22 protein-coding genes are annotated in these 26338 nt (G+C 66.1%); 12 read left to right on the top strand and 10 right to left on the bottom strand.

Going from position 1 to position 26338, the window contains the following annotated elements; translation table 11 throughout:
* Complete coding sequence (rbbA, locus tag AC07NY_RS24920; RefSeq protein WP_494585967.1) at positions 1-2733, bottom strand: ribosome-associated ATPase/putative transporter RbbA; 2733 nt, start codon at positions 2731-2733, stop codon at positions 1-3.
* Positions 2730-3734: an HlyD family secretion protein gene (locus AC07NY_RS24915; protein ID WP_494585966.1), complete on the bottom strand. Its 1005-nt coding sequence runs from the start codon at positions 3732-3734 to the stop codon at positions 2730-2732. The genes rbbA and AC07NY_RS24915 overlap by 4 nt, the downstream gene beginning before the upstream one ends.
* 208 nt (positions 3735-3942) lie before the next feature.
* Between AC07NY_RS24915 and AC07NY_RS24910 the strand changes: the two genes are divergently transcribed.
* Positions 3943-4281 carry a hypothetical protein gene (locus AC07NY_RS24910; protein WP_494585965.1) on the top strand — a complete coding sequence of 113 codons (339 nt, stop codon included), beginning with the start codon at positions 3943-3945 and terminating at the stop codon, positions 4279-4281.
* A 110-nt stretch (positions 4282-4391) separates the two neighbouring features.
* Here AC07NY_RS24910 and AC07NY_RS24905 read toward each other — a convergent pair whose 3' ends face one another.
* From AC07NY_RS24905 to AC07NY_RS24885, 5 genes are all read right to left on the bottom strand, one after another.
* Complete coding sequence (locus AC07NY_RS24905) at positions 4392-5411, bottom strand: ABC transporter substrate-binding protein (protein WP_494585964.1); 1020 nt, start codon at positions 5409-5411, stop codon at positions 4392-4394.
* 153 nt (positions 5412-5564) lie between these two features.
* Entirely contained in the window at positions 5565-6914 is a 1350-nt protein-coding gene (locus AC07NY_RS24900; RefSeq protein WP_494585963.1) for an LLM class flavin-dependent oxidoreductase, read from the bottom strand.
* A gap of 26 nt (positions 6915-6940) precedes the next feature.
* Positions 6941-7687, bottom strand: coding sequence for an ABC transporter ATP-binding protein (locus AC07NY_RS24895; RefSeq protein WP_494585962.1), 747 nt, complete (start codon positions 7685-7687; stop codon positions 6941-6943).
* Positions 7684-8541, bottom strand: coding sequence for an ABC transporter permease (locus AC07NY_RS24890; protein WP_494585961.1), 858 nt, complete (start codon positions 8539-8541; stop codon positions 7684-7686). Before AC07NY_RS24890 ends, AC07NY_RS24895 begins: the two co-directional genes overlap by 4 nt.
* 26 nt (positions 8542-8567) lie before the next feature.
* Complete coding sequence (locus AC07NY_RS24885) at positions 8568-9611, bottom strand: ABC transporter substrate-binding protein (protein ID WP_494585960.1); 1044 nt, start codon at positions 9609-9611, stop codon at positions 8568-8570.
* Between the two features lie 483 nt (positions 9612-10094).
* Between AC07NY_RS24885 and AC07NY_RS24880 the strand changes: the two genes are divergently transcribed.
* From AC07NY_RS24880 to AC07NY_RS24840, 9 genes are all read left to right on the top strand, one after another.
* Positions 10095-10679, top strand: a complete 585-nt coding sequence (locus AC07NY_RS24880) for an ANTAR domain-containing response regulator (protein ID WP_492287822.1) — start codon at positions 10095-10097, stop codon at positions 10677-10679.
* A complete protein-coding gene (locus AC07NY_RS24875) occupies positions 10676-11749 on the top strand; it encodes a CmpA/NrtA family ABC transporter substrate-binding protein (RefSeq protein ID WP_494585959.1) in 1074 nt (357 codons plus the stop codon). The genes AC07NY_RS24880 and AC07NY_RS24875 overlap by 4 nt, the downstream gene beginning before the upstream one ends.
* 284 nt (positions 11750-12033) lie before the next feature.
* Positions 12034-13362, top strand: a complete 1329-nt coding sequence (locus tag AC07NY_RS24870) for a CmpA/NrtA family ABC transporter substrate-binding protein (protein WP_494585958.1) — start codon at positions 12034-12036, stop codon at positions 13360-13362.
* Positions 13363-13365: 3 nt separating this feature from the next.
* On the top strand, positions 13366-14580 hold the full coding sequence (locus AC07NY_RS24865; RefSeq protein ID WP_494585957.1) for an NAD(P)/FAD-dependent oxidoreductase: 1215 nt from the start codon (positions 13366-13368) through the stop codon (positions 14578-14580).
* Positions 14580-17267, top strand: coding sequence for a nitrate reductase (locus AC07NY_RS24860; protein WP_494585956.1), 2688 nt, complete (start codon positions 14580-14582; stop codon positions 17265-17267). Before AC07NY_RS24865 ends, AC07NY_RS24860 begins: the two co-directional genes overlap by 1 nt.
* A 41-nt stretch (positions 17268-17308) precedes the next feature.
* Entirely contained in the window at positions 17309-18217 is a 909-nt protein-coding gene (gene ntrB, locus AC07NY_RS24855; RefSeq protein WP_494585955.1) for a nitrate ABC transporter permease, read from the top strand.
* An 11-nt stretch (positions 18218-18228) separates the two neighbouring features.
* Positions 18229-19020, top strand: a complete 792-nt coding sequence (locus tag AC07NY_RS24850; protein ID WP_492287816.1) for an ABC transporter ATP-binding protein — start codon at positions 18229-18231, stop codon at positions 19018-19020.
* A 145-nt stretch (positions 19021-19165) separates the two neighbouring features.
* Positions 19166-20962: a NirA family protein gene (locus AC07NY_RS24845; RefSeq protein ID WP_494585954.1), complete on the top strand. Its 1797-nt coding sequence runs from the start codon at positions 19166-19168 to the stop codon at positions 20960-20962.
* Positions 20959-22539: a sulfite reductase subunit alpha gene (locus AC07NY_RS24840; RefSeq protein ID WP_494585953.1), complete on the top strand. Its 1581-nt coding sequence runs from the start codon at positions 20959-20961 to the stop codon at positions 22537-22539. The genes AC07NY_RS24845 and AC07NY_RS24840 overlap by 4 nt, the downstream gene beginning before the upstream one ends.
* Before the next feature lie 186 nt (positions 22540-22725).
* Here the strand turns inward: AC07NY_RS24840 and AC07NY_RS24835 are convergent, their stop codons facing one another.
* Positions 22726-23619, bottom strand: a complete 894-nt coding sequence (locus tag AC07NY_RS24835; RefSeq protein WP_494585952.1) for a LysR family transcriptional regulator — start codon at positions 23617-23619, stop codon at positions 22726-22728.
* Between the two features lie 79 nt (positions 23620-23698).
* On the opposite strand from AC07NY_RS24835, the gene AC07NY_RS24830 reads away from it, so the two are divergent.
* Both AC07NY_RS24830 and AC07NY_RS24825 read left to right on the top strand, forming a co-directional pair.
* Entirely contained in the window at positions 23699-24031 is a 333-nt protein-coding gene (locus AC07NY_RS24830) for a cupin domain-containing protein (RefSeq protein WP_494585951.1), read from the top strand.
* A gap of 65 nt (positions 24032-24096) precedes the next feature.
* Positions 24097-24516, top strand: coding sequence for a VOC family protein (locus AC07NY_RS24825; protein ID WP_492287811.1), 420 nt, complete (start codon positions 24097-24099; stop codon positions 24514-24516).
* A gap of 498 nt (positions 24517-25014) precedes the next feature.
* Here the strand turns inward: AC07NY_RS24825 and AC07NY_RS24820 are convergent, their stop codons facing one another.
* Both AC07NY_RS24820 and AC07NY_RS24815 read right to left on the bottom strand, forming a co-directional pair.
* A complete protein-coding gene (locus AC07NY_RS24820; protein WP_494585950.1) occupies positions 25015-25326 on the bottom strand; it encodes a hypothetical protein in 312 nt (103 codons plus the stop codon).
* Between the two features lie 401 nt (positions 25327-25727).
* Positions 25728-26078: a hypothetical protein gene (locus tag AC07NY_RS24815; RefSeq protein WP_494585949.1), complete on the bottom strand. Its 351-nt coding sequence runs from the start codon at positions 26076-26078 to the stop codon at positions 25728-25730.
* Between the last annotated feature and the right edge of the window lie 260 nt (positions 26079-26338).

The raw sequence follows: 26338 nt of genomic DNA, 5'->3' as shown, positions 1-26338 counted from the left end.
TCAAACCTCCTGCTTGCGCAAGGCAAGCTGCGCGACGACGAGGAAGAGCAGGAAGAAGACGGCCAGCATCACCAGGTTGGGCCAGAGCTCGGCTGCTCCCAGTCCCTTGGTGAAGACGCCGACGCTGACCGGCTGGTACCAGGCCGGCGGCAGGCTCATGCCGATGATCCGGCCACCGCCCGAAAGCGAGGCGACCGGCACCATCAGGCCGGAGAAATTGACCGCCGGGATGATCGACAGGATCGCGGTTGCGAACACGGCCGAGACCTGCGTGCGGGTGAAGCTGGAGATCAGCTGGCCGAAGCCTGTCGTGGCCGAGACATAGAGCAGGGTCGCCAGCACCAGCACCCAGGCCGGCCCCTTGATCGGAACCGCGAAGACGGTGAGCGCGATCAGCGCCAGCATGACGAAGCTCGCCATCGCCACGGCGATATACGGCAATTGCTTGCCGAACAGGAATTCGAAGCGGCTGATCGGCGTCGAGCGGAAATTGGCGATCGAGCCGGTCTCCTTCTCGCGGACGACGCCGATCGCCGACATGATGGCCGGGATGAGGATCAGCATCAGCATGATCACGCTCGGCACCATCGCATTGGCGCTCTTGAAGGCCTGATTGTAGCGGAAGCGGGTTTCGATCGTGACGGGCGACGGCGCATGGCTCGACGCGGCCTGCGCTGCCGCGAAACCCTGCGCATATTGCGTCGCCAGGCCGGTGACATAGCCGCGTGTGGTCTCGGCGCGGAACGGCATGGCGCCATCGAGCCAGACGGAGAGCTCCGGCGCGCGCGCCGCCATCAGGTCGCGGCCAAAGGAGGGCGGGATCTCGATGGCGAGCTGGATCTCACCGCTTCGCAGGCGCTGGTCGAGTTCGGCGGCGGAGCGGATCGGCGCCTGCTCGTCGAAATAGCGCGAGCTGGAGAAGGCCTCGACCAGTTGCCGGCTCTCCATCGAGTTGTCCTGGTCGAAGGCTGCGAATTTCAGGTTCTCGACATCGAAGGAAATGCCGAAGCCGAAGGCCAGCATCAGCAGGAGCGGCCCGAGGAAGGAAAAGCTCAACCGGATCGGATCGCGCAGCAGCTCCATGGTTTCGCGGCGGGTGCAGGCCCAGAGGCGGCGCGGATCGAAGCGGCGGGCCGGGGGCGCCGGCCGGGTAGCGGCGGCAGACACCGCAGCCGGTTCCGGAGGCGCATCCGCTATGCCGGCGGCCTCCTTGAGATAGGCGATGAAGGCCTCCTCAAGCGTGTCGACGCCGCGTTTCTGCACCAGCTCCGGCGGCGTGCCGACGGCCAACACCTTGCCGGCATGCATGAAGGAGATGCGGTCGCAGCGCTCCGCCTCGTTCATGAAATGGGTCGACAGGAAGATCGTCACGCCATCGTCGCGCGAGAGATCGATCAGCGTGCGCCAGAAGGCGTCGCGCGCGATCGGATCGACGCCCGAGGTCGGCTCGTCGAGGATCAGCATGGCCGGCTTGTGCAGGACGGCGACGGCGAGCTGCAGGCGCTGGCGGATACCCAGCGGCAAGCTCTCGGGCCGCTCGTCGGCGACATCAGCCAGATCGAAGCGGGTCAGCAGCTCCGCGATCCGGCCGGGAATCTCGGCCGGCGGCAAATGGTAGAGCTCGGCATGGAGCACGAGATTCTGGCGGACCGTCAGCTCGCTGTAGAGCGAGAACGCCTGCGACATGTAGCCGACATTGCGGCGCGTCTCCATGTCGTCGGCGGCGAGCGGCTGGCCGAAAAGCCTGGCCGTGCCCTCGGTCGCCGGCAACAGGCCGGTCAGCATCTTCATCGTCGTCGACTTGCCGCAGCCGTTCGAGCCGAGGAAGCCGAAAATCTCGCCGCGGCCGATGCGGAAGCTGACATGGTCGACGGCGACGAAATCGCCGAAGCGGCGGGTCAGACCCTCAGCCTCGATCGCAGGCGTCGCATCATCGCTCACGACCCGCGGCCGCATCACGACCTCCCGGTGCTGCGCGCGCTTGGCTTCCGGCAGCAATGCGACGAAAGCGCCTTCCAGCGTCGACTGCCCTGCCTTTTCGCGGAGTTCGGCGGGCGTGCCGGTGGCGATCGCCTTGCCGTCATCCATCGCCACGAGCCAGTCGAAGCGCTCGGCCTCCTCCATATAGGCGGTGGCGACGATGACGCTCATGCCCGGACGGCGGGTGCGGATCGTGTCGATCAGGTCCCAGAACTGGCCGCGCGAGAGCGGATCGACGCCGGTCGTCGGCTCGTCGAGGACAAGCAGATCGGGATCATGGATCAAGGCGCAGCAGAGCGAGAGCTTCTGCTTCATGCCGCCGGATAGCTTCGCGGCAGGCCTGGCCTCGAACGGATCGAGCCCCGTCGCCTTGAGCAGTTCGTCGATGCGGCTGCGGCGCTCAGTGGCGTCCTGCCCGAAGAGCCGCGCATGGAAGTCGATATTCTCGAAGACCGAGAGCGTCGGGTAGAGATTGCGGCCGAGCCCCTGGGGCATATAGGCGATGCGCCCGCGCCGCGCCTCGCGCTCAGCCTTGATGCCGAGATCACCACCGAGGGCATGGACGCTGCCCTGCTGGATGACCCGCACCCCGGCGACCAGTGCAAGCAAGGTCGATTTGCCGACGCCGTCCGGCCCGATCACCCCGATCATCCGGCCGGCGGGGATATCGAGGGTCAGCGCGTCGAGGGCGATTGCCTTGCCATAGCGGTGCGTGACCCCCGCGAGGCTGGCGGCAGGGGCAGCCTCCGTCATGGCAGCTTCACGGCGAGAGAGTCAGGCCATTTCGCGCTGGGGGACGTGCGGACGAAGCCGAGGCCACGCACGCCCGTCTTCACCTGCCGGTGATACCTTGCGAGCAGCTCGCGATCGACCTGGAGCTTGGCCCGGAAGACCAGTTTCTCGCGTTCCTCGGCGGTCTCGACCGCCTTGGGCGTGAACTGCGCATCGGCCGCGACGAAGCTCACCGTCGCCGGGATGACATATTGCGGGACGGGGTCGAGGATGATGCGCGCCTCGTCGCCCAGCGCGAGCTGCCCCGCCTGCGCGGCCGGCAGGTAGATCGTCATGTAGACATCCGAGAGGTCGAGGATCGTGACGACGCGCGTGCCGGCCGCAACCACCTCGCCGGTTCGGGCAAGCTGGTACTGGACACGCCCGCTGCGCGGCGCGAGCAGCACGAGATCGACCAGGATCGCCTTGATCTGCTCGGCATCGGCTTCGGAGGCGTGGATCGCGAACTGGGCCTGATCGCGCTGCGCCTGGGCAGCCCGCAGCGCCGCGTCGGCCGCATCGGCCTTGGCCGAGCGCTGGTCATCGACCTGCTTGCTGAGATAGCCCTTTGCGACAAGTTCCTTGCCCCGCTCGGCATCGGTCCGGGCGAGGATCTGGTCGCTCCTGCGCTGGGCGATCAGCGCCTCGGCCTCCGCGAGGGCCTGACGGGCGCGCAGCACCTGCGCCTGTGCGGACCGCAGTTGCGCTTCGTATTCTGGCGACGAGATGCGGGCGATCACCTGCCCGGCCGTGACCTCGTCCCCCTCCTTCACAGTGACCTCCGCCAGGCGGCCGGCATATTTCGAGGACACGTCGACCTGCGTCGCCTCGATGCGGCCGTTGGTCTTGACGATGCCCTCCGGCATCGTGTCGCCCCGCAACCTCTCGATCAATGCCCTGATGCGGGACTGTGACTGTGCGCCTGGCGCCGGCAGGACGAGTGCGGCGAGAAGGATTGCTGCAACGGCTCGAAAGCGGCGCATCTTGCATCTCCGAAGGACAGCGGCGGAACCGGCATGGGCTACCGCCTTAACATGCGGGACGCAGCCGGCCAGGCCAAGCGGCGACTTCGCATGGCGCCATGACGATTGGCCTGTTGCCGGTTTCGCGGCGCTGCTTGAATTTCGTTGGATCAGGCTTGAATTCGAAGGTCGAGGCCAGCACGAACAGCCGACGAGACGGATACCAACGGTGGCGATGATGAGCGAACACAGCCAGCTCTGGCGGGCGCCCTTACAAGGTGGCGGTCGCTGGCAATATGAGGGCAACGTTCAAATTGACCATGGAGCGTGGATAGGCCGGGGCGCCGGAGGTCTGAAGAGAAGCGGCGTGACGGTCACCGGCGCCATCGCGTCGGGGCGCGGCAACTCCAAAGTCGTTGTTCAGATCGGCACCCAGGACTTCATCCAAGTCGCGCGGGCGATGTGCGCGGAGAACCGGGAGGCCGCCATACTGGCGTTTTCGAAGGCCATCCTGGAGTGCATCGTCCCGGAAGCCCCTTCGCCTGAGCCGGGACCTTCCGGAGCCTGATGTGATCCCAACGGCTTCCTCTCCGCAGAGTGTCAGCAGCCGACATCGAGCGTCCGTCGCGTCTCGAACCAGCTTGCGCCTCGCGGCCCGGTTCGCGACGCCGGGCACATTCATCTGGATCGGACCCCGCGCTCGTAGAGAGCCTGATTGAACAAGCCGTCCAGCGCCGGTGCCTGAGGGAAATCTCCGAGTTCCACCTGATAGGCCAGCAATGCCTCGGTTGCTGTCCTGATCTTTGCGGGGTCGTTGACGAAGCTCACAGCTGGCGAAACGAGCGCCTTCGCGATCGTCGCTTCGGCGACCAGGTCGCCGCCGAGCGCGGCCAGCACGAATGGAGCGACCTTGGCCGGCTCCGCACGGATCCGTTCGGTCGCCTTGTGGAACAGCCCGACGAAGCGTTCCGCCGCCTCCGGCCGGCTCTTCAGCAAGGCTCCTGACGCGGCAACGACGACGCCCGGGATGTTGGGAAACATGTCCGGCGAGTTGACGATGCGCTTGATGCGGGGATCGCGTTCGGAAACCAGCGTCGCCGAAGGCTCGAGCAGCGTGCCGCCGTCGATGGCACCGGTGAGCATCGCCTGCTGGACGACCTCGATGCCCATATTGACGATCTCGACATCGGACCGCTCGACCTTGCCGATCTTCCAGAGCCAGTGGTGAAGCGCGACGGTCGGCACGCCGCCCGGCGGAAGCGTGCCGAGCTTGGCCTTGCGGCCCGTGGCCGTGCGAAACGCCGCGAAGGCCTTGGCCGGGTCATTGGCGTTTTCGGCGAAGGCCTTGGCGAGGGACGGGCCAGCCATGAACGCCGTGCCGCCGACGGCTGCGGCTGCGATGACGGACGTGTCGAGGCCACGGGACCGCGCAACCGCCACCGGCGCGACGCCGATGACCAGGATATCGATCGTGCCCGAGGCGAAGGCCTGGATGGCGTTCGGGCCGGAATCGAACTTGTTGAGCCTGAGTTCGAGGCCGGCATCGCGTGCCGATCCATCGCCCGCAAGGACGAACAGCGCACTCGCTCCGATGACCGGCACGTAGCCGATGCGCAGCTCGGTGCTTTGGGCGAAACCGGGACCGACCCCGGCTACGGAGCCCGCCACCAGCGCAAGCAGGGTTCTACGGTCGATCATCTAGGGCTCCACGTCCGCGCGGCCTCGGGCTGAGGCGCGTCAGCGTTATGTCACCGCGACGGAGGTGATTGCTTCCAAATCGCGAAGCCGAGGGAGGATGAAACCAGCGTGCGCACGGGCGAACACGAAACCGATTTCTCCGCTCACCGACGCTCAGGCTGAGAGCTTTATCGGCTTGGCTGGATCGAACTGGCTGACGACCGGGTCGAGGCCCAGCCGGTCGCGCAGCGTTCCGTCGCCATATTCGCTCCGGAACAGGCCGCGCCTGCGCAGCAGCGGTACGACTTCGCTCGCAAAGACCTCGAACTGCGCCGGCAGGATCGGCGGCATGAGATTGAAACCGTCGGACGCTCCCGATCTGAACCAATCCTCGATGATGTCGGCGATCTGTTCCGGCGTCCCGGTCGCGGTGAAGTGGCCACGCGCACCGGCAAGGCTGCGCAGCAGGCCACGCAATGTCGGCCGTTCACGCGCGACGAGCGCGGTGATCGACTGGGCCCGGCTGCGCGAGGCCTGGACCTGCGACGGATCGGGAAAATCCTCGACCGACAGAACGTCGTCGAGCTTGAGATGCGAGAAGTCATGGCCCCCGAAGCGGCTCGACAGCCGGGCGAGCCCGACGCTCGGATGGGAGAGTTCATTCAACTCCTCCCAGACCCGTTTCGCCTCCACCTCGGTCGAGCCGACCGCGGCACTTAGGCCAGGCAGGATGACGATCTGATCCGGACTCCGGCCCAGCGCGCGGGCCTGTGTCTTGATATCGGCATAGAATTCGATCGCGCTGTCCTTGGTCAGATGCGCGGTGAAGATCGCCTCGGCATAGCGCGCGGCAAAGGCACGGCCGTCGGTCGAGGCGCCGGCCTGGACGAAGACGGGGCGCCCTTGCGGCGAGCGCGGGATATTGAGCGCGCCGGCCACGCTGAAATGGCTGCCGCGATGCGCGGCGCGCCGAACGCGATCGGGCAGCGCATAGGTTCCGCGCTCGCGATCGTCGACGATGGCGTCCCTCGCCCAACTGTCCCAGAGCTTGGAGACGGCCTCGACGAAGTCGTGGGCGCGTGCGTAGCGCTGGTCGATACCGACCTGAGAGTCCTGGCCGAAATTGACCGCAGCGCCCGGCGCCCAGGAGGTCACGATGTTCCAGCCGATGCGTCCGCCGCTGATATGGTCGAGCGAGGCGAACTGGCGGGCGAGATTGTAGGGCTCGTTATAGGTGGTCGAGGCCGTGGCGATCAGCCCGATATGCTCAGTCAGCGCGGCCAGCGCCCCCAGCAGCGTGACCGGCTCCAGCTCGCCGCGCGCGGCATGGGCGAGTTCGTCGCCGAGTGCGAGCTGGTCGGCGAAAAAGATCGAGTCGAGCTTCGCCGCCTCGGCCGCGAGCGCGAGATCGCGATAATAGGACAGGTCGCTCAACGCCTTCTTCGTCGAGGACGGATGGCGCCAGGCCGTTTCGTGGTGACCACGGCCGTTGATGAAGAGATTGAGGTGAAGTTCGCGTGCCATGACGATCGATCCTGCCGGATGTGGTTCTAGACGGCGTCGGAGACGCCGAGCGCCGCGAGGAGGTCGCCGCGCAAAGTCTCGAATTGGGGGTCCTTGAGGCGCGGATGCGCCAGAGCGACCGGGCGGTCGACGATGATGCGGCCGTCCTCCATGACCAGAACGCGGTCGGCGAGCTTGATCGCCTCGTCGACATCATGGGTAACCAGCAGGACCGTCGGCCGGTGCTGGCGGATCAGGCCGAAGAGCAGCTCGTGCATCCGGATGCGTGTCAGGGCGTCGAGCGCACCGAAGGGCTCGTCGGCCAGAAGGAGCCTTGGCTGACGCACGAGCGAGCGCGCCAGCGCCACCCGCTGCTGCTCGCCGCCGGACAACGCATTCGGCCAGGCGTCCTCGCGTCCGCCGAGCCCGACATCGGCCAGCGCCGCGCGTCCACGCTCGTCAGCATCGGCCCGGCGCAGGCCGAAGACGACGTTCTGCAGCGCGTTCTTCCAGGGCAGCAGCCTGGAGTCCTGAAAGAGGACCGAGCGATCGTCCGGTACGCTGATCCGGCCTTCGCCGTCGACGCCGTCGTCGAGGCCCGCCAGGGCGCGCAGCAGCGTGCTCTTGCCCGAACCGCTCTTGCCGATCAGCGCGACGAACTGACCCGGCGCGAAGTCGAGCGAAACCTCGTTGAGCACGGTGCGGCCGGAAAAGCGCCGGGTGACGCCGCGCAGGCTGACGGCGGCGAGCGCATGGCCCTGCGGCAGATGGAGCGGGTGGGCGGAGGCGTTCATGATGCCAGCGCCTTGCGGTAGGAGAGCGCCCGGCGTTCCCAGGACCTGACCGCGAAATCGGAGCCGAGGCCGAGGATGGCGTAGATCGCGAGGCCGACGACGATGACATCGGTCTGGCCGTAGTCGCGGGCGCGATTCATCAGATAACCGATGCCCTCGGTGGTGTTGATCTGCTCCAGCACGACGAGCGCGGTCCAGCAGGTGGTGACGGCGAGCCTCAGGCCGGTGAAGAAGCCGGGTAGCGCTCCGGGCAGCGCGACCTCGCGCAGGAACGCCCCACGGGACAACCCGACGCTGCGGGCGAGCTCGACATGCCGGATATCGATGCCTCGCAGCGCAGCGTGGGTATTGATGTAGATCGGCACCAGCACGCTGGAGGCGATCAGCGCGACCTTCATCGCCTCGCCGATGCCGAGCCAAAGGATGGCGAGCGGGATCAGCGCCAGCGTCGGCACGGCTCGCTTGATCTGGACCAGCCCGTCGAGAGAGGCCTCGCCGATGCGGCTGAGCCCGGCCGCGAGCGCCATCGCAAGCCCGATGGCGACGCCGATGCCGAGCCCGAGATAGGCCCGCTGCGCCGAGGCAAGGAAATGGCCGGCCAACGTGCCGTTGCTCAGGAGATCGATGCCCGTCAGGACGGCCGTCGACGGCGCCGCGAGGAATTTCGGCGAGAGCCAACCGGTGCTCGAGGCGAGCTCCCAGATCGCGACCAATGCGATCGGGCCGAACAGGATGCCGCCCGGCGGCAGCCGCGACGGCGCCAGTTGCGGCGGCCGCAGCGCCTGTCTCCCAGCGGAACGCTCGTCAGCTTCCGCGCTGGGCTGGAGGCCGGTGGCGTAGGTGATGAGGCTCATGGATTCCATCCGCTCCGGCCAGGGCGTCAGTTGGTCTTTGCGGCGATGACCGCGTCGAAGCGCAGGTCGAACTCCTCGCGCGCATCGAGCCGCTTGGGCAGGTCGCCGGCCTCGTGGATCACGTCGATCAGCGATTGCTGCTTGGCGATCAGGCTGGCCAGCAGTGGGAACTCGAACGCGCCCTCCGACTCGACGATCTTGCGGGCATCGGCCGGCTTCAGGTTCTGGCGCTTGACGTAGTAGGCATCGACCCAGGCATCCACGTTCTGGTGCGACCAGCGGCTGGCGTCGATCCAGCCCGCGACGAATTCGCGGATCGCCGCCGCCTTGGCCGGGTCGTCCAGCGCCTTCTGGCTGGCGTAGAGATAGGTCAGGCTCTTGGGCAGCCGGTCGTTCTGCGCCTTCGGCAGCGCGCTTGCGCCACGATCGGCGAAATCGGCGAGGTAGCGCGAGAAATGCGGCTCGTTGAGCGCCGCGACATCGACCTGTCCGGTCCGTATCGCATCGGGGAAATCGGCGGCCCTGAGAGGCACGAGCTTGACGTCCTTCCGCGTCAGGCCGGCGAGCTTGAGCGCGTTCAGCACGAACGGTTGGCGCCCGGTGCCCTCGCCATAGGCGATGCTCCTGCCCTTCAACTCCTCCAGGTTGTTGATCTTCAGGCCCGGACGGACGGCGAGGAAGTAGTCGGTTTCGGAAGAAACCCGCGCGGCGACGATCGGAATTCTCTCGCCGGCCGCATGGGCCTGGATCGGCGGCGTATTACCGACCGTGGCAAGGTCGAGCGCGCCGGCTCGAAACGCCTCCAGGATCGCCGGGCCGCCGAGGAAGTTGGCGTAGGTGACGTTGCTCGACAGCTTCGCCTGAACGCCCGAGGCGCGGATCAGCGTCTGCAAGGCCTCGTTCTGATCGGCGACGACCAGCTTCGTGCCGGCCGGGATGTTTTGGGGAAGTGCTCCCTGCGCGGCTGCGCTGCCCACGGCATGGGCGACGAACGGCAGAAGCAACGACGCCTTCAGCAGTGCGCGGCGGACAGCTTGAAAGCGCTTCGAGTGCCCAGTCGCATCAGCCATGGCCGTCCCCTTTCGCAAATTGGTGATGGTCGACGATCGGCGCCGAACTTCCCAAATCTTGCAGAAGGATCGTTCGTTAAGTCAAACGAATGTTCTTTTTAATATACAGCACCGCCCCGAAGAACCTTCCAGACTCACAAGAGGATTCGGGAAGGAATAGGTCGTTCAGCCTGATTCTGGTCTCGCCGGGCAGCGCCAGCGTGATGCCCCGAAGCTCGCGCTCCCAGCCGACCGGAGCGGCACCGGTAGAGCGGGCCACGCCGCGCTCTAGACGCCGAGCCTGGGGCTTCGACGAATTCCGGAAACTCCGATCGGAGCCTGCATGTATTCCGTTGCCTCCGCACGCTGGTGCAAACGCTGGAGCGTTTCCTGTCTCGATCAGCGATATCCCTCTTGGACGCCAGGAGCGCCGTCCAGGAAGCTGCAATGGCACGATTCCTGATTGGGTGAGGCCGGACCAATCAACGGGAACCTCCGAACGGCATGCAGCCCAATCTGCGGATCCTCATCGTGGACGCGAACCAGGTTCGGGCCGCGATCATCGAGGAAGGCCTGCGGGAAGCGGGCTACCAACAGCTCGTCCGCCTCTCCGCAACGACAGGTCTCGTCGCGGCGATCGAAACCCATGACCCCGATGTCGTGGTGATCGACCTCGAAGACCCCAGCCGCGACGCGCTGGCCGACATGTTCCTCGTCAGCCGCCATGTCCGCCGGCCGATCACCATGTTCGTCGACCAGTCGGATTCGGCCTCGATCGAGGCGGCCGTCGAGGCGGGCGTCTCCGCCTATATCGTCGACGGACTGAAGAAGGAGCGGATGCAGCCGATCCTGCAGACCTGCATCAGCCGCTTCAACGCCTTCCGCAAGCTGCGCGAGGAGCTCGACGAAGCCCGCTCGCAGCTGGAGGACCGCAAGACGATCGATCGCGCCAAGAGCATCGTCATGCGGCTGAAGGGCCTGTCGGAAGACGAGGCCTATGCCCTGATGCGCCGCACCGCGATGAACGAGAAGCGCAAGCTCGTCGAGATCGCGCGTTCCCTCATCACCGCCGCGGAGATGCTGAAATGACGACGCTGCACCTGCGGGTCGGCTTCATGCCGCTGGTCGATTGCGCGCTGGTCGTGCTGGCGAAGGACGAGGGCTTCGCCGAGGCGGAAGGGCTCAATCTCGAGCTGGTCCGCGAGGTCTCGTGGTCCAACCTGCGCGACAAGCTGAACGTGCGCCTGTTCGACGCCGCGCATATGCTTGGCCCGGCGGCCATTGCCGCGACGCTTGGCATCGGTGGCGTGAAAGCTCCGATGGCCGCGCCGCTGGCGCTCAATCGTGATGGGGCGGCGATCACCCTTTCGCTACGGCGTTTCGAGGAGTTGTCGCGGCTGGCCGATGGGGATCTGGCCGATCCCGGCGTCTCGGCTCGGGCGCTCGCTGCCATGGTTGCGCGCCGCACGGCCACCGGCCTGCCGCCGCTGACCTTCGCCGCGGTCTTCGGGTTCTCGACGCATATCTACCTGCTCGGCGAATGGCTTGAACAAGGTGGCCTCAAGCTCGGCGAGGACATCCGGTTCGAGGTCGTGCCACCACCCCAGACCGTCGAGGCGCTCGCCAGCGGGCGGATCGACGGCTTCTGCGCGGGCGCGCCCTGGAATGCGGCGGCCGTCGCGGCCGGCGTCGGCGCGATGGTCCATGCCAGCGTCGACCTGCGCCGCGATTGCCATGACAAGGTGCTGGCCTGGCGTGCCGACGATGTCGAGAAGCGCCCGGCCGCCGTTTCGAAGCTCGGAACCGCGATCCTGCAGGCCAGTGCCTGGGCCTGCCGTCCGGAGAATTTCGCGCGCATGGCGCAACATCTCTCGGCCCCGGACCGGCTCGCGCTGCCGGCGCCGCTCATCGAACGCATCCTGCATGGCGAATTGATCCAAGGCGCCGGCCGGCCGGCGCGCAAGGTCGAGCGTTTCATCCGCTTCGACCGGGAAGCCTTGCGTCCAGACCCCGATGACGCCGACTGGGTCCTTTCTGGCATGGAGCGGGCCGGGCAAGTCGCGGTGACGCCGCAGATGCGCGATATCGCGCGGAGCGTATTCCTGCCTGCCGCTTTCGCAGGCATTCTTGCCGCAAGCCAAGAGCAGCCCACCGATTAGGCAGAGGCGAACTGATTGTGCACCGCAGCAAGGCAATCAAGCCAGCGATGCTGCGCCACCCTTCCCGAATCTATTGCAATTCAAGGCTAGGGCTCCCGCGAAGCGGTTGGCACGATCCTTGTAGAGAATGACCCGACGCGGCCAACGCTGCCCGCGCCACCCCCGATCCGGACGATACAGCAACGTCGCTGTCGAATGCGCCTGCCAAGGCGTCTTTCGCGCGGCGTTTTTCGCATTCGGGGCTGGATCGGGCAGGCGGCTTTTCAGCAACCGAGAGGCGATCGATGACGCAGAGCTTCAAGACCCGGAACAAGGCGGTCGCAGCCCGGCTGGCGGCTCCAAGCCGTCGCGACTTCCTCAACCTGTCGGGCGCAACCGCCTTGCTTGCCGCAGCGAAGACCGCCCTGCCCTCCGGCGCCTTCGCGCAAGGGACCGGCCCCGAGGTCAAGGGCACGCGCCTCGGCTACATCGCGCTCACCGACGCCTCGCCACTGATCATTGCCAAGGAAAAAGGGCTCTTCGCCAAGCACGGCCTGCCCGACATGGACATCGCCAAGCAGGCGAGCTGGGGCGCGACGCGCGACAACATGGCGCTCGGCTTCAAGAACAACGGCATCGACGGCGGCCACATCCTGCGTCCGAAGACGCATCTCTATGCGACCGGCAAGGTGATGCAGAACGGCCAGCCCCTGCCGATGTACACGCTGCTCAACCTCAACGAGGACGGGCAGGCGATCTCGGTCTCCAACGAATACAAGGACCTCAACGTCCAGAAGGACGCATCCCCGCTGAAGCAGGCCTTCGAGCGCAAGAAGGCCGCCGGCAAGGAACTGACCGCCGCGATGACATTCCCGGGCGGCACCCACGATCTCTGGATCCGCTACTGGCTGGCCGCCGGCGGCATCGATCCCGATACCGAGATCAAGGTCATCGTCGTGCCGCCACCGCAGATGGTGGCGAACATGAAGGTCGGCACGATGGATTGCTTCTGCGTCGGCGAGCCGTGGAACGAGCAGCTCGTCAACCAGAACATCGGCTATACCGCGCTGACCACGGGCGAACTCTGGGCCCGCCATCCCGAGAAGATCCTGGGCATGCGCGCCGATTTCGTCGATGCGAACCCGAAGGCGACGCAGGCCATCCTGATGGCCGTGATGGAAGCCCAGCAATGGGCCGACAGGATGGAGAACCGCCAGGAACTCGCCGAGATCGTCGGCAAGCGCCAGTGGTTCAACGTTCCCACCAACGACATCAACAAGCGCCTGCTCGGCGACATCAACTACGGTAACGGCCGCGAGGCGAAGGGCACCAGTCTCTACATGAAGTTCTGGGGCGAAGGCGGCGCGAGCTCCTATCCCTGGAAGAGCCTCGACACCTGGTTCGTCACCGAGAACATCCGCTGGGGCAAGTTCGACCCGACGATCGACATCAAGGCGCTGGTCGACAAGACGAACCGCGCCGATCTCTGGCGCGAGGCGGCCAAGATGCTGGGCGTCACTGGCGCGCCGACGGCCGATTCCCGCGGCGTCGAGACCTTCTTCGACGGCACGAAGTTCGATCCCACCGCGCCGCTGGACTACCTCAAGGCGCTGAAGATCAAGCGGGTGGCCTGACGCATGGCCGAGCCCCTGATCATCGTCGGCAACGGAATGGCGGCGACGCGACTGGCCGACGAGCTCAGCCAGCGCGCGCTCGGGCGCTACTCCGTCGCCGTGATCGGGGACGAGCCGCGCCTGGCCTATAACAGGGTGCTGCTCTCGCCTCTGCTGGCGGGCGAGATCGGTGAGCCCGAGATCGAACTCAAGCCCGCTGCCTGGTGGCGTGCGCGCGGCATCTCCACCTTCTACGGCCGCTCCGTCGAGAGCATCGACCGCGCGGCGCGGACGGTGACGCTGCGCCGCGGCCCGACGCTGCCCTATGGCAAGCTCGTGCTCGCGACCGGCTCGACGCCGCTCCGGCCGCCCTTCCCCGGCGGCGATCTCGCCGGTGTCGTCACCTTCCGCGACACCGCCGATGTCGGCGCGATGCAGGCCTATGCCCGGCGCGGCGCCCGCATCGTCGTCATCGGCGGCGGGTTGCTCGGGCTCGAGGCGGCCTATGGGCTCGCGAGAGCCGGGGGATCGGTGACACTGCTGCATCTCGTCGATCGCCTGATGGAACGCCAGCTCGACCATGAAGGCGCCGGCCTGCTCGCTGCGGCCATGGCCGCTCGGGGCATCGATGTCCGCCTCTGCGCCGAGACGAAGAGCTTTCGTGGCGAAGGGCATGTCGACGCCGTCGAACTCGCCGACGGAGCGGAGATCCCTGCCGATCTCGTGGTCATCGCCATCGGCGTGCGCCCGAATACCGGGCTCGCGCGGGCCGTGGGCCTGAGTGTTGGACGCGGCGTTCTGGTCGATGACGGGCTGGCCACCGACGATCCCGCGATCTTCGCCATCGGCGAATGCGCTGAGCATCGCGGCCTCGCCTACGGACTGGTCGAGCCCGCCTATGAGCAAGCGCGGGTGCTGGCTGCGCGGCTTGCCGGCCAGGATGCGGCCTATCGGGGCTCGCTACTCGCGACCAACCTGAAGGTCTCCGGCGTCGGTGTCTTCTCGGCCGGTGAATTCGAGGCCGGCGACGGCACCGAGACCGTCGTTCTGCGCGATCCCTCAGCGGGCATCTACCGCAAGTTCGTGCTGCGCGAAGGCCGGCTCGCCGGGTGCGTCCTCGTCGGCGATACGCAGGGCGCGCTGTTCTATCTCGGACTGATCCGCTCGGGGCAGGACATCAGCGCGATCCGCGCGGACCTGCCCTTCGGCGAGAGTTATTGCATCAGGGAAGCCGCCTGATGCGCCACGACGCCCCTCTCGCTTCGACCGCGACGCGCACGACCTGCCCCTATTGCGGTGTCGGCTGCGGCATTCTCGCGACACCGGACGGGTTGGGTGGTGCCGCTGTTGCCGGCGATGCGGAGCATCCGGCCAATCGCGGGCGGCTCTGCTCGAAGGGCTCGGCGCTCGGGGAGACGCTGGGGCTCGGCAGCCGGGTTCTGCACCCGCTGAGGCGCAATCGGGACGGCGGCTACGACAGGGTCGGCTGGGACGGCGCGCTCGACGCCGTTGCAGGGGGCTTGCGGACCGTCATGGCCACGCATGGCCCGGAGGCCATCGCCTTCTACCTCTCCGGCCAGCTCCTGACCGAGGATTATTATGTCGCCAACAAGCTGGCGAAGGGCTTCATCGGCACGCCGCATGTCGATACCAACTCGCGGCTGTGCATGTCCTCGACGGTTGCGGCACAGCGCCGGGTCTTCGGCTCGGACACCGTGCCCGGCGCCTATGAGGATTTCGACAGTGCCGACCTGATCGTCCTCGTCGGCTCGAACACGGCCTGGTGCCATCCGGTCCTGTTCCGACGGATGCAGGACAACCGGCGCGAGCGTGGGGCGCGCATCGTCGTGCTCGATCCCCGCATCACCGCGACGGCAGAGGACGCCGACATGGTGATGGCCTTGAAGCCGGGCTCCGACGCCGCGCTCTTTGCAGGGCTGCTCGTCCATCTCGCCGATCGCGGCCTCGTCGATCGCACCTATGTTGCGCGCCATGTCGCCGGTTTCGACGAGGCGCTCGCCAATGCGCGCGAGATCGCTCCCGACATCGTCTCGGTTTCGGCCTCGACCGGTCTGCCGGAGGCGCAGATCGCCGCCTTCTACGAACTCTGGGCCAGCACGCCCCATGTCGTCACGGCCTGGAGCCAGGGCGTCAACCAGTCGGCGCAAGGCACCGACAAGGTCGCGGCGATCCTGAACTGCCACCTCGCAACCGGCCGGATCGGGCGGCCCGGCTGCGGCCCGTTCTCCCTGACCGGCCAGCCCAACGCCATGGGCGGACGCGAGGTCGGCGGGCTCGCCAACATGCTCGCCGCCCATATAGGCTACGGCGCGGAGGAGATCGACCGCGTCAGCCGCTTCTGGCAGGCGCCGAACATTGCCCGGCGGGAAGGTCTGAAAGCCGTCCAGATGCTGGAAGCGGTCGCCGAGGGCAGCATCCGCGCGCTATGGGTGATGGCGACGAACCCGGCCGTCTCCCTCCCGAACGCGGACAAGGCGCAGGCCGCGCTCGCCGGCCTCGATCTCTTCGTCGTCTCCGAGAACGTGCTCTCCAACGACACGCTCGCGGCAAAGCCGCATTATATCCTGCCGGCGGCAGCCTGGGGCGAGAAGGACGGCACCGTCACCAATTCGGAGCGCCGGATCTCGCGTCAGCGCGCCTTCCTGCCGCTGCCTGGCGAGGTGAAGCCGGATTGGTGGATCATTGGCGAGGTCGCCAAGCGCCTCGGTTTCGGGACGGCCTTCGCTTATGCCGGCCCGCACGAGATCTATGCCGAGCATGCGGCTCTCTCCGCCTTCGAGAACGCCGACACCCGCGATTTCGACATCGGCGCCCATGCCGGCCTCGACAAAGCCGCCTATGACGGTCTCGCGCCGGTGCAGTGGCCGGTGCCCACCTCCAGACCGCAAGGCACCGCGCGGCTCTTCGGCGATGGCAACTTCTTCGGTCCCGGACATCGCGCGCAGATGCGCCCGCTCGCCGCACCGAAGCTGGCCACGGCAACGAGCGAAGCCTTTCCGCTGCTGCTCAACACCGGCCGCGTCCGCGACCATTGGCATACGATGACGCGGACCGGCCTCAGCCCGCGGCTCAGCGCGCATATCGCCGAGCCTTCGGTCTATGCGCATCCGGCCGATATCGCTCGCTTCGGGCTGGCGGAGGGCGGCTTCGCTCGCCTTGCCAGCGCCCATGGTGGCGCAGTGCTCAGGATCATGGCCGATGCAGGTGTCGGGGAAGGCTCGCTCTTCGCGCCGATCCACTGGTCGGGCGAAACCGCTTCGGACGCGCGGATCGGTGCGCTGACGCAGCCGCTCTGCGATCCTTTCTCCGGCCAGCCCGAGATGAAGGCGACGCCGGTTTCCATCGCGCCGGTCGCCTATCGCTTCGAGGGCTTCGTCCTGTCACGCGAGCCGTTCGCGCTGCCGGAGCAGAGCTGGTGGGCGCGGCTTGCCGTACAGGGCGGCGAGGGCCGGTTGTTCGCCACGGATGCCTCCATCGATGCCCTAGCGACCCTGATGCGCGAGTGTTTCGGCGCGGATGGGCTGACGGAGCTGATCGACCGCGACGGCGGCAGCTATCGCTGTGCCGTGCTCCGGGACGGCCGGCTTCAGGCCGCGCTCTTCCTCGCACCGGCTGGGCGCGCGCCGCTCTGGGACACGGTCAAGGCCGTCTTCGCCGATCCGGCGGCGATCGTGGAGAGCCGGCTTGCCCTGCTCTCGGGACGCGTTCCCGGCGGGGCCGATCCGGGCCCGACCGTCTGCGCCTGTTTCGGCGTCGGCCTGAACGCCATCCGCGCCGCCTTCGAGGGGGGCGCCGCGACGGCCGAGGAGATCGGCCAGCAACTCAAGGCCGGAACCAATTGCGGCTCCTGCCTTCCTGAAATCCGCCGCATCGGCGCGCAGGCACGCGCGAGCGAGGCGGCATGACGAACGCGACGGACAATCTCGGCCAGAGGAGAGAGCGGAACATGGGTCAGCCTGTCTTGAAAGGCGCGACGGCCGGCGCGGCCGTCGTCACGCTTCCCGCCAAGCAGCCGGAGGTCGTCGCCTTGCCGATTGCTTCGGCAAAGCCCTTTGCGACGAGGCTCGCCCCCTGGGGGAAGAGTGCGCTCGTCAACCTGTTGCCGCCGCTGATCACGGTCGCGTTGATCCTGCTGTTCTGGCAGCTCGCGGCGGCTGGCCCACAATCCTCGCTGCCGCCACCGACCAGGATCTGGGAAGAGGCGAAGGACCTGATCGTCGAGCCGTTCTACTGGGCGGGCTCGCAGGATATCGGGCTGGGCTGGCGCATCCTCGTCTCGCTCCAGCGGGTCGCCATCGGCTTCAGCCTCGCCGCCATCGTCGGCGTGCTGCTCGGCGCGCTGGTCGGCCAGTCGGTCTGGGCGATGCGCGGCCTCGATCCGGTGTTTCAGGTGCTACGCACCGTTCCGCCGCTGGCCTGGCTGCCGCTCTCGCTCGCCGCCTTCCGCGACAGCCAGCCCTCGGCGATCTTCGTGATCTTCATCACCGCGATCTGGCCGGTGATCATCAACACCGCCGTCGGCATCCGCAACATCCCGCAGGATTACCGCAACGTCGCCAAGGTGCTGCGGCTGAACCAGATCGAGTTCTTCTACAAGATCATGGTGCCCTCGGCGGCGCCCTACATCTTCACGGGCCTGAGGATCGGCGTCGGCCTGTCCTGGCTCGCGATCGTCGCGGCCGAAATGCTCACCGGCGGCGTCGGCATCGGCTTCTTCATCTGGGACGCGTGGAACTCGTCCCGCCTGTCCGACATCATTGTGGCGCTGGTCTATATCGGCGTGGTCGGCTTCCTGCTCGACCGCCTCGTCGCCCTCGTCGGCCATGTCGTCACCCGCGGCACCGCGACCAACTGAGGAGCGAGGCGATGAGCTATCTCAAGATCGACCATGTCGACAAACGCTTCCAGCGCGGCGCCGCCACGACGGACGTGCTCAAGGACGTCAGCCTCGTCATCGACAAGGGCGAGTTCGTCTCGATCATCGGCCATTCCGGCTGCGGCAAGTCCACCCTGCTCAACCTCGTCGCCGGGCTGTCACCGGTCAGCGCGGGCGCGATCCTGCTCGAGGGCAAGGAGGTCAATGCGCCGGGCCCCGACCGTGCCGTGGTCTTCCAGAACCACTCCCTGCTGCCCTGGCTCACCGTCTACGACAATGTCGCGCTCGCCGTGAACAAGGTTTTCGGCCGCAAGAAGAGCAAGGCGGAGCGGCATGACTGGATCATGCACAATCTCGACCTCGTCCAGATGGGCCATGCCAGGGACAAGCGCCCCGGCGAAATCTCCGGCGGGATGAAGCAGCGCGTCGGCATCGCGCGAGGTCTCGCCATGGAGCCGAAGATCCTGCTGCTCGACGAGCCCTTCGGCGCGCTCGACGCGCTGACCCGCGCGCATCTGCAGGACTCGGTGATGCAGATCCATGCCACGCTCGGCAACACCATGATCATGATCACCCACGACGTCGATGAGGCGGTGCTGCTCTCGGACCGGATCGTGATGATGACCAACGGCCCGTCCGCCCGCATCGGCGAGGTGCTGGACGTGCGCCTCGCCCGCCCGCGCAAGCGGCTGGAGCTGGTCTCCGACCGCACCTACATCGCCGCGCGCGAAGCCGTGCTGAAATTCCTCTACGAGCGGCACAGGTTCGTGGAGGCAGCGTGATGCGTCATCCCGCACGCGCTGCGGCACGACAGTGCTGCTGCGCAGATGCGGGATCGCAAGACGAGAGGGCGCCAATAGCGGCGCTGCATTCTGAGGACGGTCCCGGATCGCCGCTTCGCGTCGTCCGGGATGACCGAGGATCACCATGAGCGACGATTTCACTCCCGACCAGAAGCGCTATCTCGAAGGCTTCGTCAGCGGCATGCAATCGGCCCGCACGGCGCGGGGTCTGGGTCCGCTCGGCGGAACGTCCGGCGGCGCTCCGGCGAAGCCCAGCGGTCCCGACCGGGAGCATGCCGAAGCGCAGGCACGGATGGTCACGGCCGGCGGAAAGCTCGTCGACCAGGAGAAGTGGAAGGCAGCCGAGCATCCCTTCGACGCCTATGCCCGTTTCAAGGAGCAGGCGGCTTCCGGCACTTACCCGAAGCCCGAGGACAATTTCCGCTGGCGCTATCACGGCCTGTTCTATGTGGCCCCCGCGCAGAACAGCTACATGTGCCGTCTGCGCATCCCCAATGGCATCCTCAAAGCATGGCAGTTCGCAGGCGTCGCCGATCTCGCGGAGACGCTGGGTGGCGGCTATTCGCATGTGACGACGCGCGCCAATCTCCAGGTGCGGGAGATTTCTGCCGAGAACGGCGCAGCGTTTCTTGAAGGCCTCGCCGATCTCGGGCTGACAGCGAAAGGCTCGGGCGCCGACAACATCCGCAACGTCACGGGCTCGGCGACCGCCGGCATCGATCCGCTGGAGCTGCTCGACACACGCCCGCATGCCCGCGCCTGGCATCATCACATCCTCAACGACCGCTCGCTTTACGGGCTGCCGCGCAAGTTCAATGTCGCCTTTGACGGCGCCGGCTCGATCGCGACGCTGGAGGACACCAACGATATCGGCTTCCAGGCCATCGAGATCGATGAAGGAGCTACCTTCGAGGGACAGCCCGTCGCGCCCGGCATCTGGTATCGCCTCGCGCTTGGCGGCATCACCGGCCACAAGGACCTCGCCCGCGACACCGGCGTGATCGTCGCCCCGTCCGACGCGATCGCGGTCGCGGACGCGATCGTGCGCGTCTTCATCGCCAACGGGAACCGCACCGACCGCAACAAGTCCCGGCTGAAATACGTGCTCGATGCCTGGGGCTTCGACGCATTCCTCGCCGCCGTCGAGGAGAAGCTCGGCCGCCGCCTGATCCGGCTCGATGGCGCCTTCGTCAAGCCGCGCCCGGTCTATGACCGGCTAGCCCATATCGGCGTCCACGGCCAAGCCCAGCCCGGCCTCAACTGGATCGGCGTGGCGCTGCCCGTCGGCAAGCTGACCGTACAGCAGATGCGCGTCATTGCTTCGATCGCGCAAGGATGCGGCGACGGCGATATCCGCCTCACCGTCTGGCAGAACCTGCTGATCTCCGGCGTGCCGGGCGCCAAGGTCGAGGACGTACTCGCCAATCTCAAGGCCATCGGTCTCTCGGCCGAGACCTCGGTGCTGCGCGCCGGATTGATCGCCTGCACCGGCGCTACGGGGTGCAAATTCGCCGGCGCCCATACCAAGGAGGATGCGCTCGCCATCGCCGCCCATTGCGAGCCGCGCATCACGCTCGACACCGCGGTGAACATCCATCTCACCGGCTGCCACAATTCCTGCGCCCAGCATTATATCGGCGACCTCGGGCTGATCGGGGCCAAGGTCCCGGTCAATGACGAGGGCGACACCGTGCCCGGCTACCATGTCTTCGTCGGCGGCGGCTTCGGCGTCGAGGGCGGCATGGGCCGCGAATTCCGGACCAACGTGAAGGCGGAGGATGCGCCGGCCCTGGTCGAGGCGATCCTGCGCAGCTGGCAGGTGCACCGCGCAGCGCCCGACGAAAGCTTCGTCGCCTTCGCCCGCCGCCACGAGATCGCAGCGCTTCAAGTTCTGGTGGAGCAGATCGGAGACGCGGCATGACCGTGCAGAGCCCGAGCCCGATCGTCCAGGTGCTGCCCGAAACCGCCCCCTTCAGCGAGGAGCAGCGCTCCTGGCTCAACGGCTTCTTTGCCGGGCTGCTCTCGCTCGACAATGCCGGCGTGACGGCGTTGTCTCCGGCCGAGAACGCCGCCGTCATGGCGGAGGCGGAAGACGGCGCGCCCTGGCACGATCCGTCGCTGGAGATGGCCGAGCGCATGACGCTGGCCGAAGGCAAGCCGTTGCCCCGCAAGCTCTACGCCGCCATGGCCCAGCAGGATTGCGGGCAATGCGGCTATGTCTGCGAGAGCTATTCCGCCGCCATCGCCTCAGGTGCCGAAGGCCGGCTCAATCTCTGTGCGCCCGGCGGCAAGGAGACCCTACGCCAGATCAAGGCGCTGGTGGAGGAAACGGGCGCGTCCGCTCCGACCACCCTAACCGATGCTGCACCGGCCACAGAACTGGGACCCAAGGGACGCTGCCGCGAGAACCCGGCGCTCGCGACCTTCCTCTCGCGTCGCAAGCTCAACGGCGAGGGCTCCGAAAAGGAGACCTGGCATGTCGAGTTCGACCTCTCCGAATCCGGGCTCGACTATGTCGTCGGCGATGCGTTCGGCATCGTCGCGCAGAATGATCCGCGCCTCGCCGATGCGGTGATCGCGCTGCTGGGTGCGCGGCCGGATGCCGAGATCGGCGGCAAGTCCCTACGCGACAAGCTCATGGAAGACTGCGCGCTTGGTCCGGCGCCGGACGCACTGTTCCAGCTCATCTCCTACGTCACCGGCGGAGAGACCCGCGCCAAGGCGAGGCGTCTTGCCGCCGGCGAGGACCCGGACGGCGATCTCGACCGGCTCGACGTGCTCGGCGCGCTGCACAAATTCTCGCAGGCCCGGCTCTCGGCCGAGGCCTTCGTCGAGGCGCTCGACCCGCTCCAGCCGCGGCTCTACTCGATCTCGTCCTCGCATCTTGCAACGCCCGGCCGGATCACGCTGACGGTCGATGCCGTGCGCTACAAGGTTGGCTCGCGCCCGCGCTGGGGCGTCGCTTCGACCTTCCTCGCCGACCGCGTCGCACCCGGCGACAAGGTGGCGGTCTATGTCCAGCGCGCCCATGGCTTCGGACTGCCGGCCGATCCGGCGACGCCGGTCATCATGTGCGGCCCGGGCACGGGCGTGGCGCCCTTCCGCGCCTTCCTGCATGACCGGCAAGCCACGAAGGCGCCGGGCCGCAACTGGCTGTTCTTCGGTCACCAGCGCCGCACCTGCGACTTCTTCTACGAGGACGAGCTGCAGGCGATGAAGGATCGGGGCTTCCTGACCAACCTCACGCTGGCCTGGTCGCGCGATGGCGAGAAAGTCTACGTTCAGGACCGCATGCGCGAGCGCGGCGGCGAGCTATGGTCGTGGCTCGAGAAGGGCGCGCATTTCTATGTCTGCGGCGATGCCAAGCGCATGGCCAGGGATGTCGAGCGTGCACTGGTCGACGTGGTCGCGGAACATGGTGGGCATTCGGCGGAAGATGCGATCGCCTATATCGCTGCTTTGCGTAAGGCGGGGCGTTACCAGGCGGATGTCTATTAGAAGATCACCGTCCCTGATTCCGCGAAGGGACAATCAAGCTCTTGCCGCTGCGCCCTCCCATCACGAAGAATAGCGCGGCCGAGGAGACGCCAGAACCTGAGTTTTCTCCTCGTTTGCCGCGCCCGGCACTATCGTTGGGAGCGGCGCAGTCTCAGGCGCATCATATTCGGCAAGCTCAGGACCACTTCATCCTTTCGCAGCTCGCTCGCCCTGGAAGAGCGGCCGCAGGGCCTGGAACTCCTTGCCGAGAAAATCCGACAGGATCCTTATTCGCCCGGTATGACGCAGCTCGCCATGCGTGAGGAACCAGAGATCGCTTGCCAGTTCATCGATGGGTTCGCCGACGCGGGCAAGCCTCGGGTCGAGGTCGGCGAGGTAGCAGGGCAAGATGCCCAATCCAATGCCGTTGGCAACGGCTTCGGCCAGCGTGTAAAGGCTGTTCACCTGAAGCACGGCCCCGGCATACCTGCCCGACTCCTTTAGCCAGCGTACCGATGCGAGGTGCGCGAGCTCAGGGTTGGGGACGACCCAGGCTCGATCGTCTGAAACACCGGCGTCGCCACCCGCCTTGCGGTAGATTGAAACCGCGATCCGGCAGAGCTTGCGACCAACGAGGTTTTCCGGCGGCTCGCCGCCAGCGCGCAGCGCAGCGTCGACTTCCCGCTGGCGCAGGTTCGACATTCCAACGCTCGATCGCAGGTCAATCAAGATCCCTGGATGAGCCATCCTGAAGCGCCGCATCAACGGCATCAACGGGCCGGCGATCAACGTATCCACCGTCGCCAGGCGCACCGTTCCGGCCGCATCGGAGTTTTCGTTGCCGACGCGCGCCTCGAGAGCACCGATATCCTCATCGATCCTTTCGGCGAGGCCTGCTGCCTCTCTCCCGGCGGCAGTAAGGGAGACGCCGGTCGTGTCCCGATGAAAGATCAAGGTTCCCAGTCGATGCTCCACCGCCTTGGCGTGCCTGAAAACCGTCGGCGTACTGACTCCGAGGCGTGCGGCGGCACCCGCAAATGAACCCGACCGGGCGACCGCCAATATCAGGCTGAGATCGTTCCATTGAAGTCGCTTCTGCACGTAATCCCGCGTTTCATTTCTGGCACTATCCCTTTTGCATTTTTACTGCCCAGTATCGCTGCAGGCAATGGAGGCGGCCATGACGACCAACGGCATCAAATGGTCAGACGGCTCGGCGCCCTGGAACGGCGAGTTTCAGGGCAGCGGATTTGGCTCGGATGTGTCGATCGTATTCACCAGGCTGGACAAGCCGGGCGGCGGACCGGCACTGCATCGGCATCCCTACTCGGAGACTTTTCTTGTCCGGAAGGGAGCCGTCCGCTTCACCGTCGGCGACGAATGCCTGGACGTCGTGGCGGGCGAGATCGTGGTGGTTGGGGCCGATACTCCGCATTGCTTCACGAGCGTCAGCGACGATGTCGAGATGATCGACATCCACGCCAGCCGCCGGTTCATCACGGACTGGTTGTAGGGCAGCGACGCCAATCAGCGCCGCCGCTGCGGCGTCAGCAAAGTTCCACTAGTGGAGAACACGCAATGTCGAAGATGATTTTCGTCAACCTGCCCGTCAAAGACCTTGCTGCGGCGACGCAGTTCTACGAAGCGATCGGCTGCAGCAAGAACGATCAGTTCAGCGATCACCAGGCGTCGAGCATGGTCTGGTCGGATGCCATCACGTTCCAGTTGCTGTCGACCGCCTATTTTTCCACGTTCACGACCAAGCCGATCGCTGACGCTCATGTCTCCACCGGGGTCCTCCTCGCCCTGACCCATGACAGCCGCGAGCACGTCGATGCGATCGCGCATGCAGGCGCTACGGCAGGCGGGAAAGCCGATCTGCGAGATCCGATCGACCTGGGCTTTCTCTACAACCGTGCCGTCGAAGATCCCGACGGCCATGTGCTGGAACTGGTTTCGATGGATATGAGCAAAGCCGCCGCCATGGCGGGCGAGTAGCGGGGCGAGCCGGCTCCGGACCTGCCGGGCGCCCTGCACGCCTCACCGATATAAAGGGCCCTCCCCGGTCTTCGCCCATCCCGACTTGGCGGGTTGGACTGGCCACGACAGCAGCCGTTATCTCACTGGGGACACGGCTCTGCTTGCGCGTTTCGCTCGTGCCCGCTCCCTGATCTCTCGATCCGGGTAGAAACGCGAAGCCCCCGTGTCATTTCTGACGCGGGGGCTTTCTGTATCGGTAGTGATATTGGTTGCGGGGGCCAGCAACTACCGATGCCGACACTCGCTGCAAGCCGAAATCTAAACCAAGAAAAGCACACCACTGGATGAGAACATCAAGGCCGCTCAACAAGCCGCCGAGCCATGAGTTCATGGCTGAGGTAGAGATGAAGTTGATCCGGCTTCGTGGGCTGTTCACGGCAATGGCGGGGAACTCCAACTCCAGCTTGATCGCAACAAATGCCCTGACTCAAAGCGATCCCGTTTTAAGGACTTAGATCAATGCAATTTACGCGCGGACGTAACCTCGCAAGAGCCGAACGCGTACATCGTGTTGATCGATACTGAAGTTGCCTGACCTGAAATCACTCCGTCCCAATGGCCAACCGTCCGCGCGCGCTCGAACGGGCGCTCGAGCGATGGGAGTTCGACGACACTGATCGCGAGAATAGCGATTGCGGCCGAGCAGATTTCGCGCGCGCTTGCAAAGACGGCGTCGGCGCTACCTTTGGCAGCGTCGAAATTGACCTGAACGCTCGCGAGGTCCCCATTGCGGTCGGGACGAAGCCAGATTTCCAGCGTCTCGGGCAAGCGTAAAACCTTACAGTTGATCCATGCGCGATCACAGTCGGTCTGAGCAGAGATGCTAACACCTCTCTGTTTCACATACGAACTCAAAAGCGCAGCGAATACTTGGCGCGATACCGGCTCAAAACCTTGAGCCAGTCCAGGCTCACAGCTGGCCAGCAGAATTGTCGCGAAAATGGCAGCGCCTCGTCGGGCCATTCTTGCCGCCCCTTTGGCCGAAGTCTAGCCCAGCGCCGCCAAGCCGTTCAAGCCGCAATCAGCGCTGCGGCGCGGTCAGCGCCAATCGCCCCTCATCGAAATCGTGAAATATGCTGGCCTCCTCCCGCACCTCCTGCAATCCGGCCGAGCCGAACCATCCCGATCGCGTTAGGTGATCGACGAGCCCTTCCGGTTAGCACCGCGGATCAGAAGCAATCGAACGCATAGGTTTTCGAATTCTGCAGCAAGCGATCGGTTAACCCACCTGGAGGATCAGAATTGTCGTTGAAGCTGAATCCCAATGGGCAAATCGTCGTTGCATATCGGTTCGCAAAAGAATCCATACGGAGGACGACCGAGGCACGGGGCTCGTCAAAGGCACGCTCGGTTTTGACCTTCAGAAGATACTTATAAAGGCCGATTTTATCGTATGAGTACTTGATCGGCCCAGTCGGAAAGTCGATTCCGTTAGGAACGTCCAGCATTACGGAGTTGGCGCAGGCCGATAGACCCACCCCCACCGCCAACGCGAGGAATGCCTGGAATTTCATGACCATTCAGCCCCCTGAGACCGACGATGGACAAGCTCAGCACAGTCCCGCGCGGCTGTCGATTTGCAAACCGTTCAAGCGAAACGATGCGCGGGATAACGACGCTCAAGAAGGCACTCGCATCATGAGCGCGCCAGTTCTGATTGCGGTGCCATCTCTTCTCGATGGTCGATTGCAGTTCGGCGCAAAAGAGGGCGGCACATTCAACGCCTTCAGCGTCGCCAAACCGATTCCGGCGGCCACAATGGAGCCCTTCTTCGCGAGGC

Source organism: Allobosea sp. GW821-FHT09G06, from assembly GCF_059416005.1.
This window is presented reverse-complemented; position numbering and strand designations above follow the sequence as displayed.

Excerpts from the sequence above, each read along its gene's own strand:
- rbbA (WP_494585967.1), bottom strand. The coding sequence starts at position 2,733 with ATGACGGAGGCTGCCCCTGCCGCCAGCCTCGCGGGGGTCACGCACCGC.
- AC07NY_RS24915 (WP_494585966.1), bottom strand. The coding sequence starts at position 3,734 with ATGCGCCGCTTTCGAGCCGTTGCAGCAATCCTTCTCGCCGCACTCGTC.
- AC07NY_RS24905 (WP_494585964.1), bottom strand. The coding sequence starts at position 5,411 with ATGATCGACCGTAGAACCCTGCTTGCGCTGGTGGCGGGCTCCGTAGCC.
- AC07NY_RS24900 (WP_494585963.1), bottom strand. The coding sequence starts at position 6,914 with ATGGCACGCGAACTTCACCTCAATCTCTTCATCAACGGCCGTGGTCAC.
- AC07NY_RS24895 (WP_494585962.1), bottom strand. The coding sequence starts at position 7,687 with ATGAACGCCTCCGCCCACCCGCTCCATCTGCCGCAGGGCCATGCGCTC.
- AC07NY_RS24890 (WP_494585961.1), bottom strand. The coding sequence starts at position 8,541 with ATGAGCCTCATCACCTACGCCACCGGCCTCCAGCCCAGCGCGGAAGCT.
- AC07NY_RS24885 (WP_494585960.1), bottom strand. The coding sequence starts at position 9,611 with ATGGCTGATGCGACTGGGCACTCGAAGCGCTTTCAAGCTGTCCGCCGC.
- AC07NY_RS24880 (WP_492287822.1), top strand. The coding sequence starts at position 10,095 with ATGCAGCCCAATCTGCGGATCCTCATCGTGGACGCGAACCAGGTTCGG.
- AC07NY_RS24875 (WP_494585959.1), top strand. The coding sequence starts at position 10,676 with ATGACGACGCTGCACCTGCGGGTCGGCTTCATGCCGCTGGTCGATTGC.
- AC07NY_RS24870 (WP_494585958.1), top strand. The coding sequence starts at position 12,034 with ATGACGCAGAGCTTCAAGACCCGGAACAAGGCGGTCGCAGCCCGGCTG.
- AC07NY_RS24865 (WP_494585957.1), top strand. The coding sequence starts at position 13,366 with ATGGCCGAGCCCCTGATCATCGTCGGCAACGGAATGGCGGCGACGCGA.
- AC07NY_RS24860 (WP_494585956.1), top strand. The coding sequence starts at position 14,580 with ATGCGCCACGACGCCCCTCTCGCTTCGACCGCGACGCGCACGACCTGC.
- ntrB (WP_494585955.1), top strand. The coding sequence starts at position 17,309 with ATGGGTCAGCCTGTCTTGAAAGGCGCGACGGCCGGCGCGGCCGTCGTC.
- AC07NY_RS24850 (WP_492287816.1), top strand. The coding sequence starts at position 18,229 with ATGAGCTATCTCAAGATCGACCATGTCGACAAACGCTTCCAGCGCGGC.
- AC07NY_RS24845 (WP_494585954.1), top strand. The coding sequence starts at position 19,166 with ATGAGCGACGATTTCACTCCCGACCAGAAGCGCTATCTCGAAGGCTTC.
- AC07NY_RS24840 (WP_494585953.1), top strand. The coding sequence starts at position 20,959 with ATGACCGTGCAGAGCCCGAGCCCGATCGTCCAGGTGCTGCCCGAAACC.
- AC07NY_RS24830 (WP_494585951.1), top strand. The coding sequence starts at position 23,699 with ATGACGACCAACGGCATCAAATGGTCAGACGGCTCGGCGCCCTGGAAC.
- AC07NY_RS24825 (WP_492287811.1), top strand. The coding sequence starts at position 24,097 with ATGTCGAAGATGATTTTCGTCAACCTGCCCGTCAAAGACCTTGCTGCG.
- AC07NY_RS24815 (WP_494585949.1), bottom strand. The coding sequence starts at position 26,078 with ATGGTCATGAAATTCCAGGCATTCCTCGCGTTGGCGGTGGGGGTGGGT.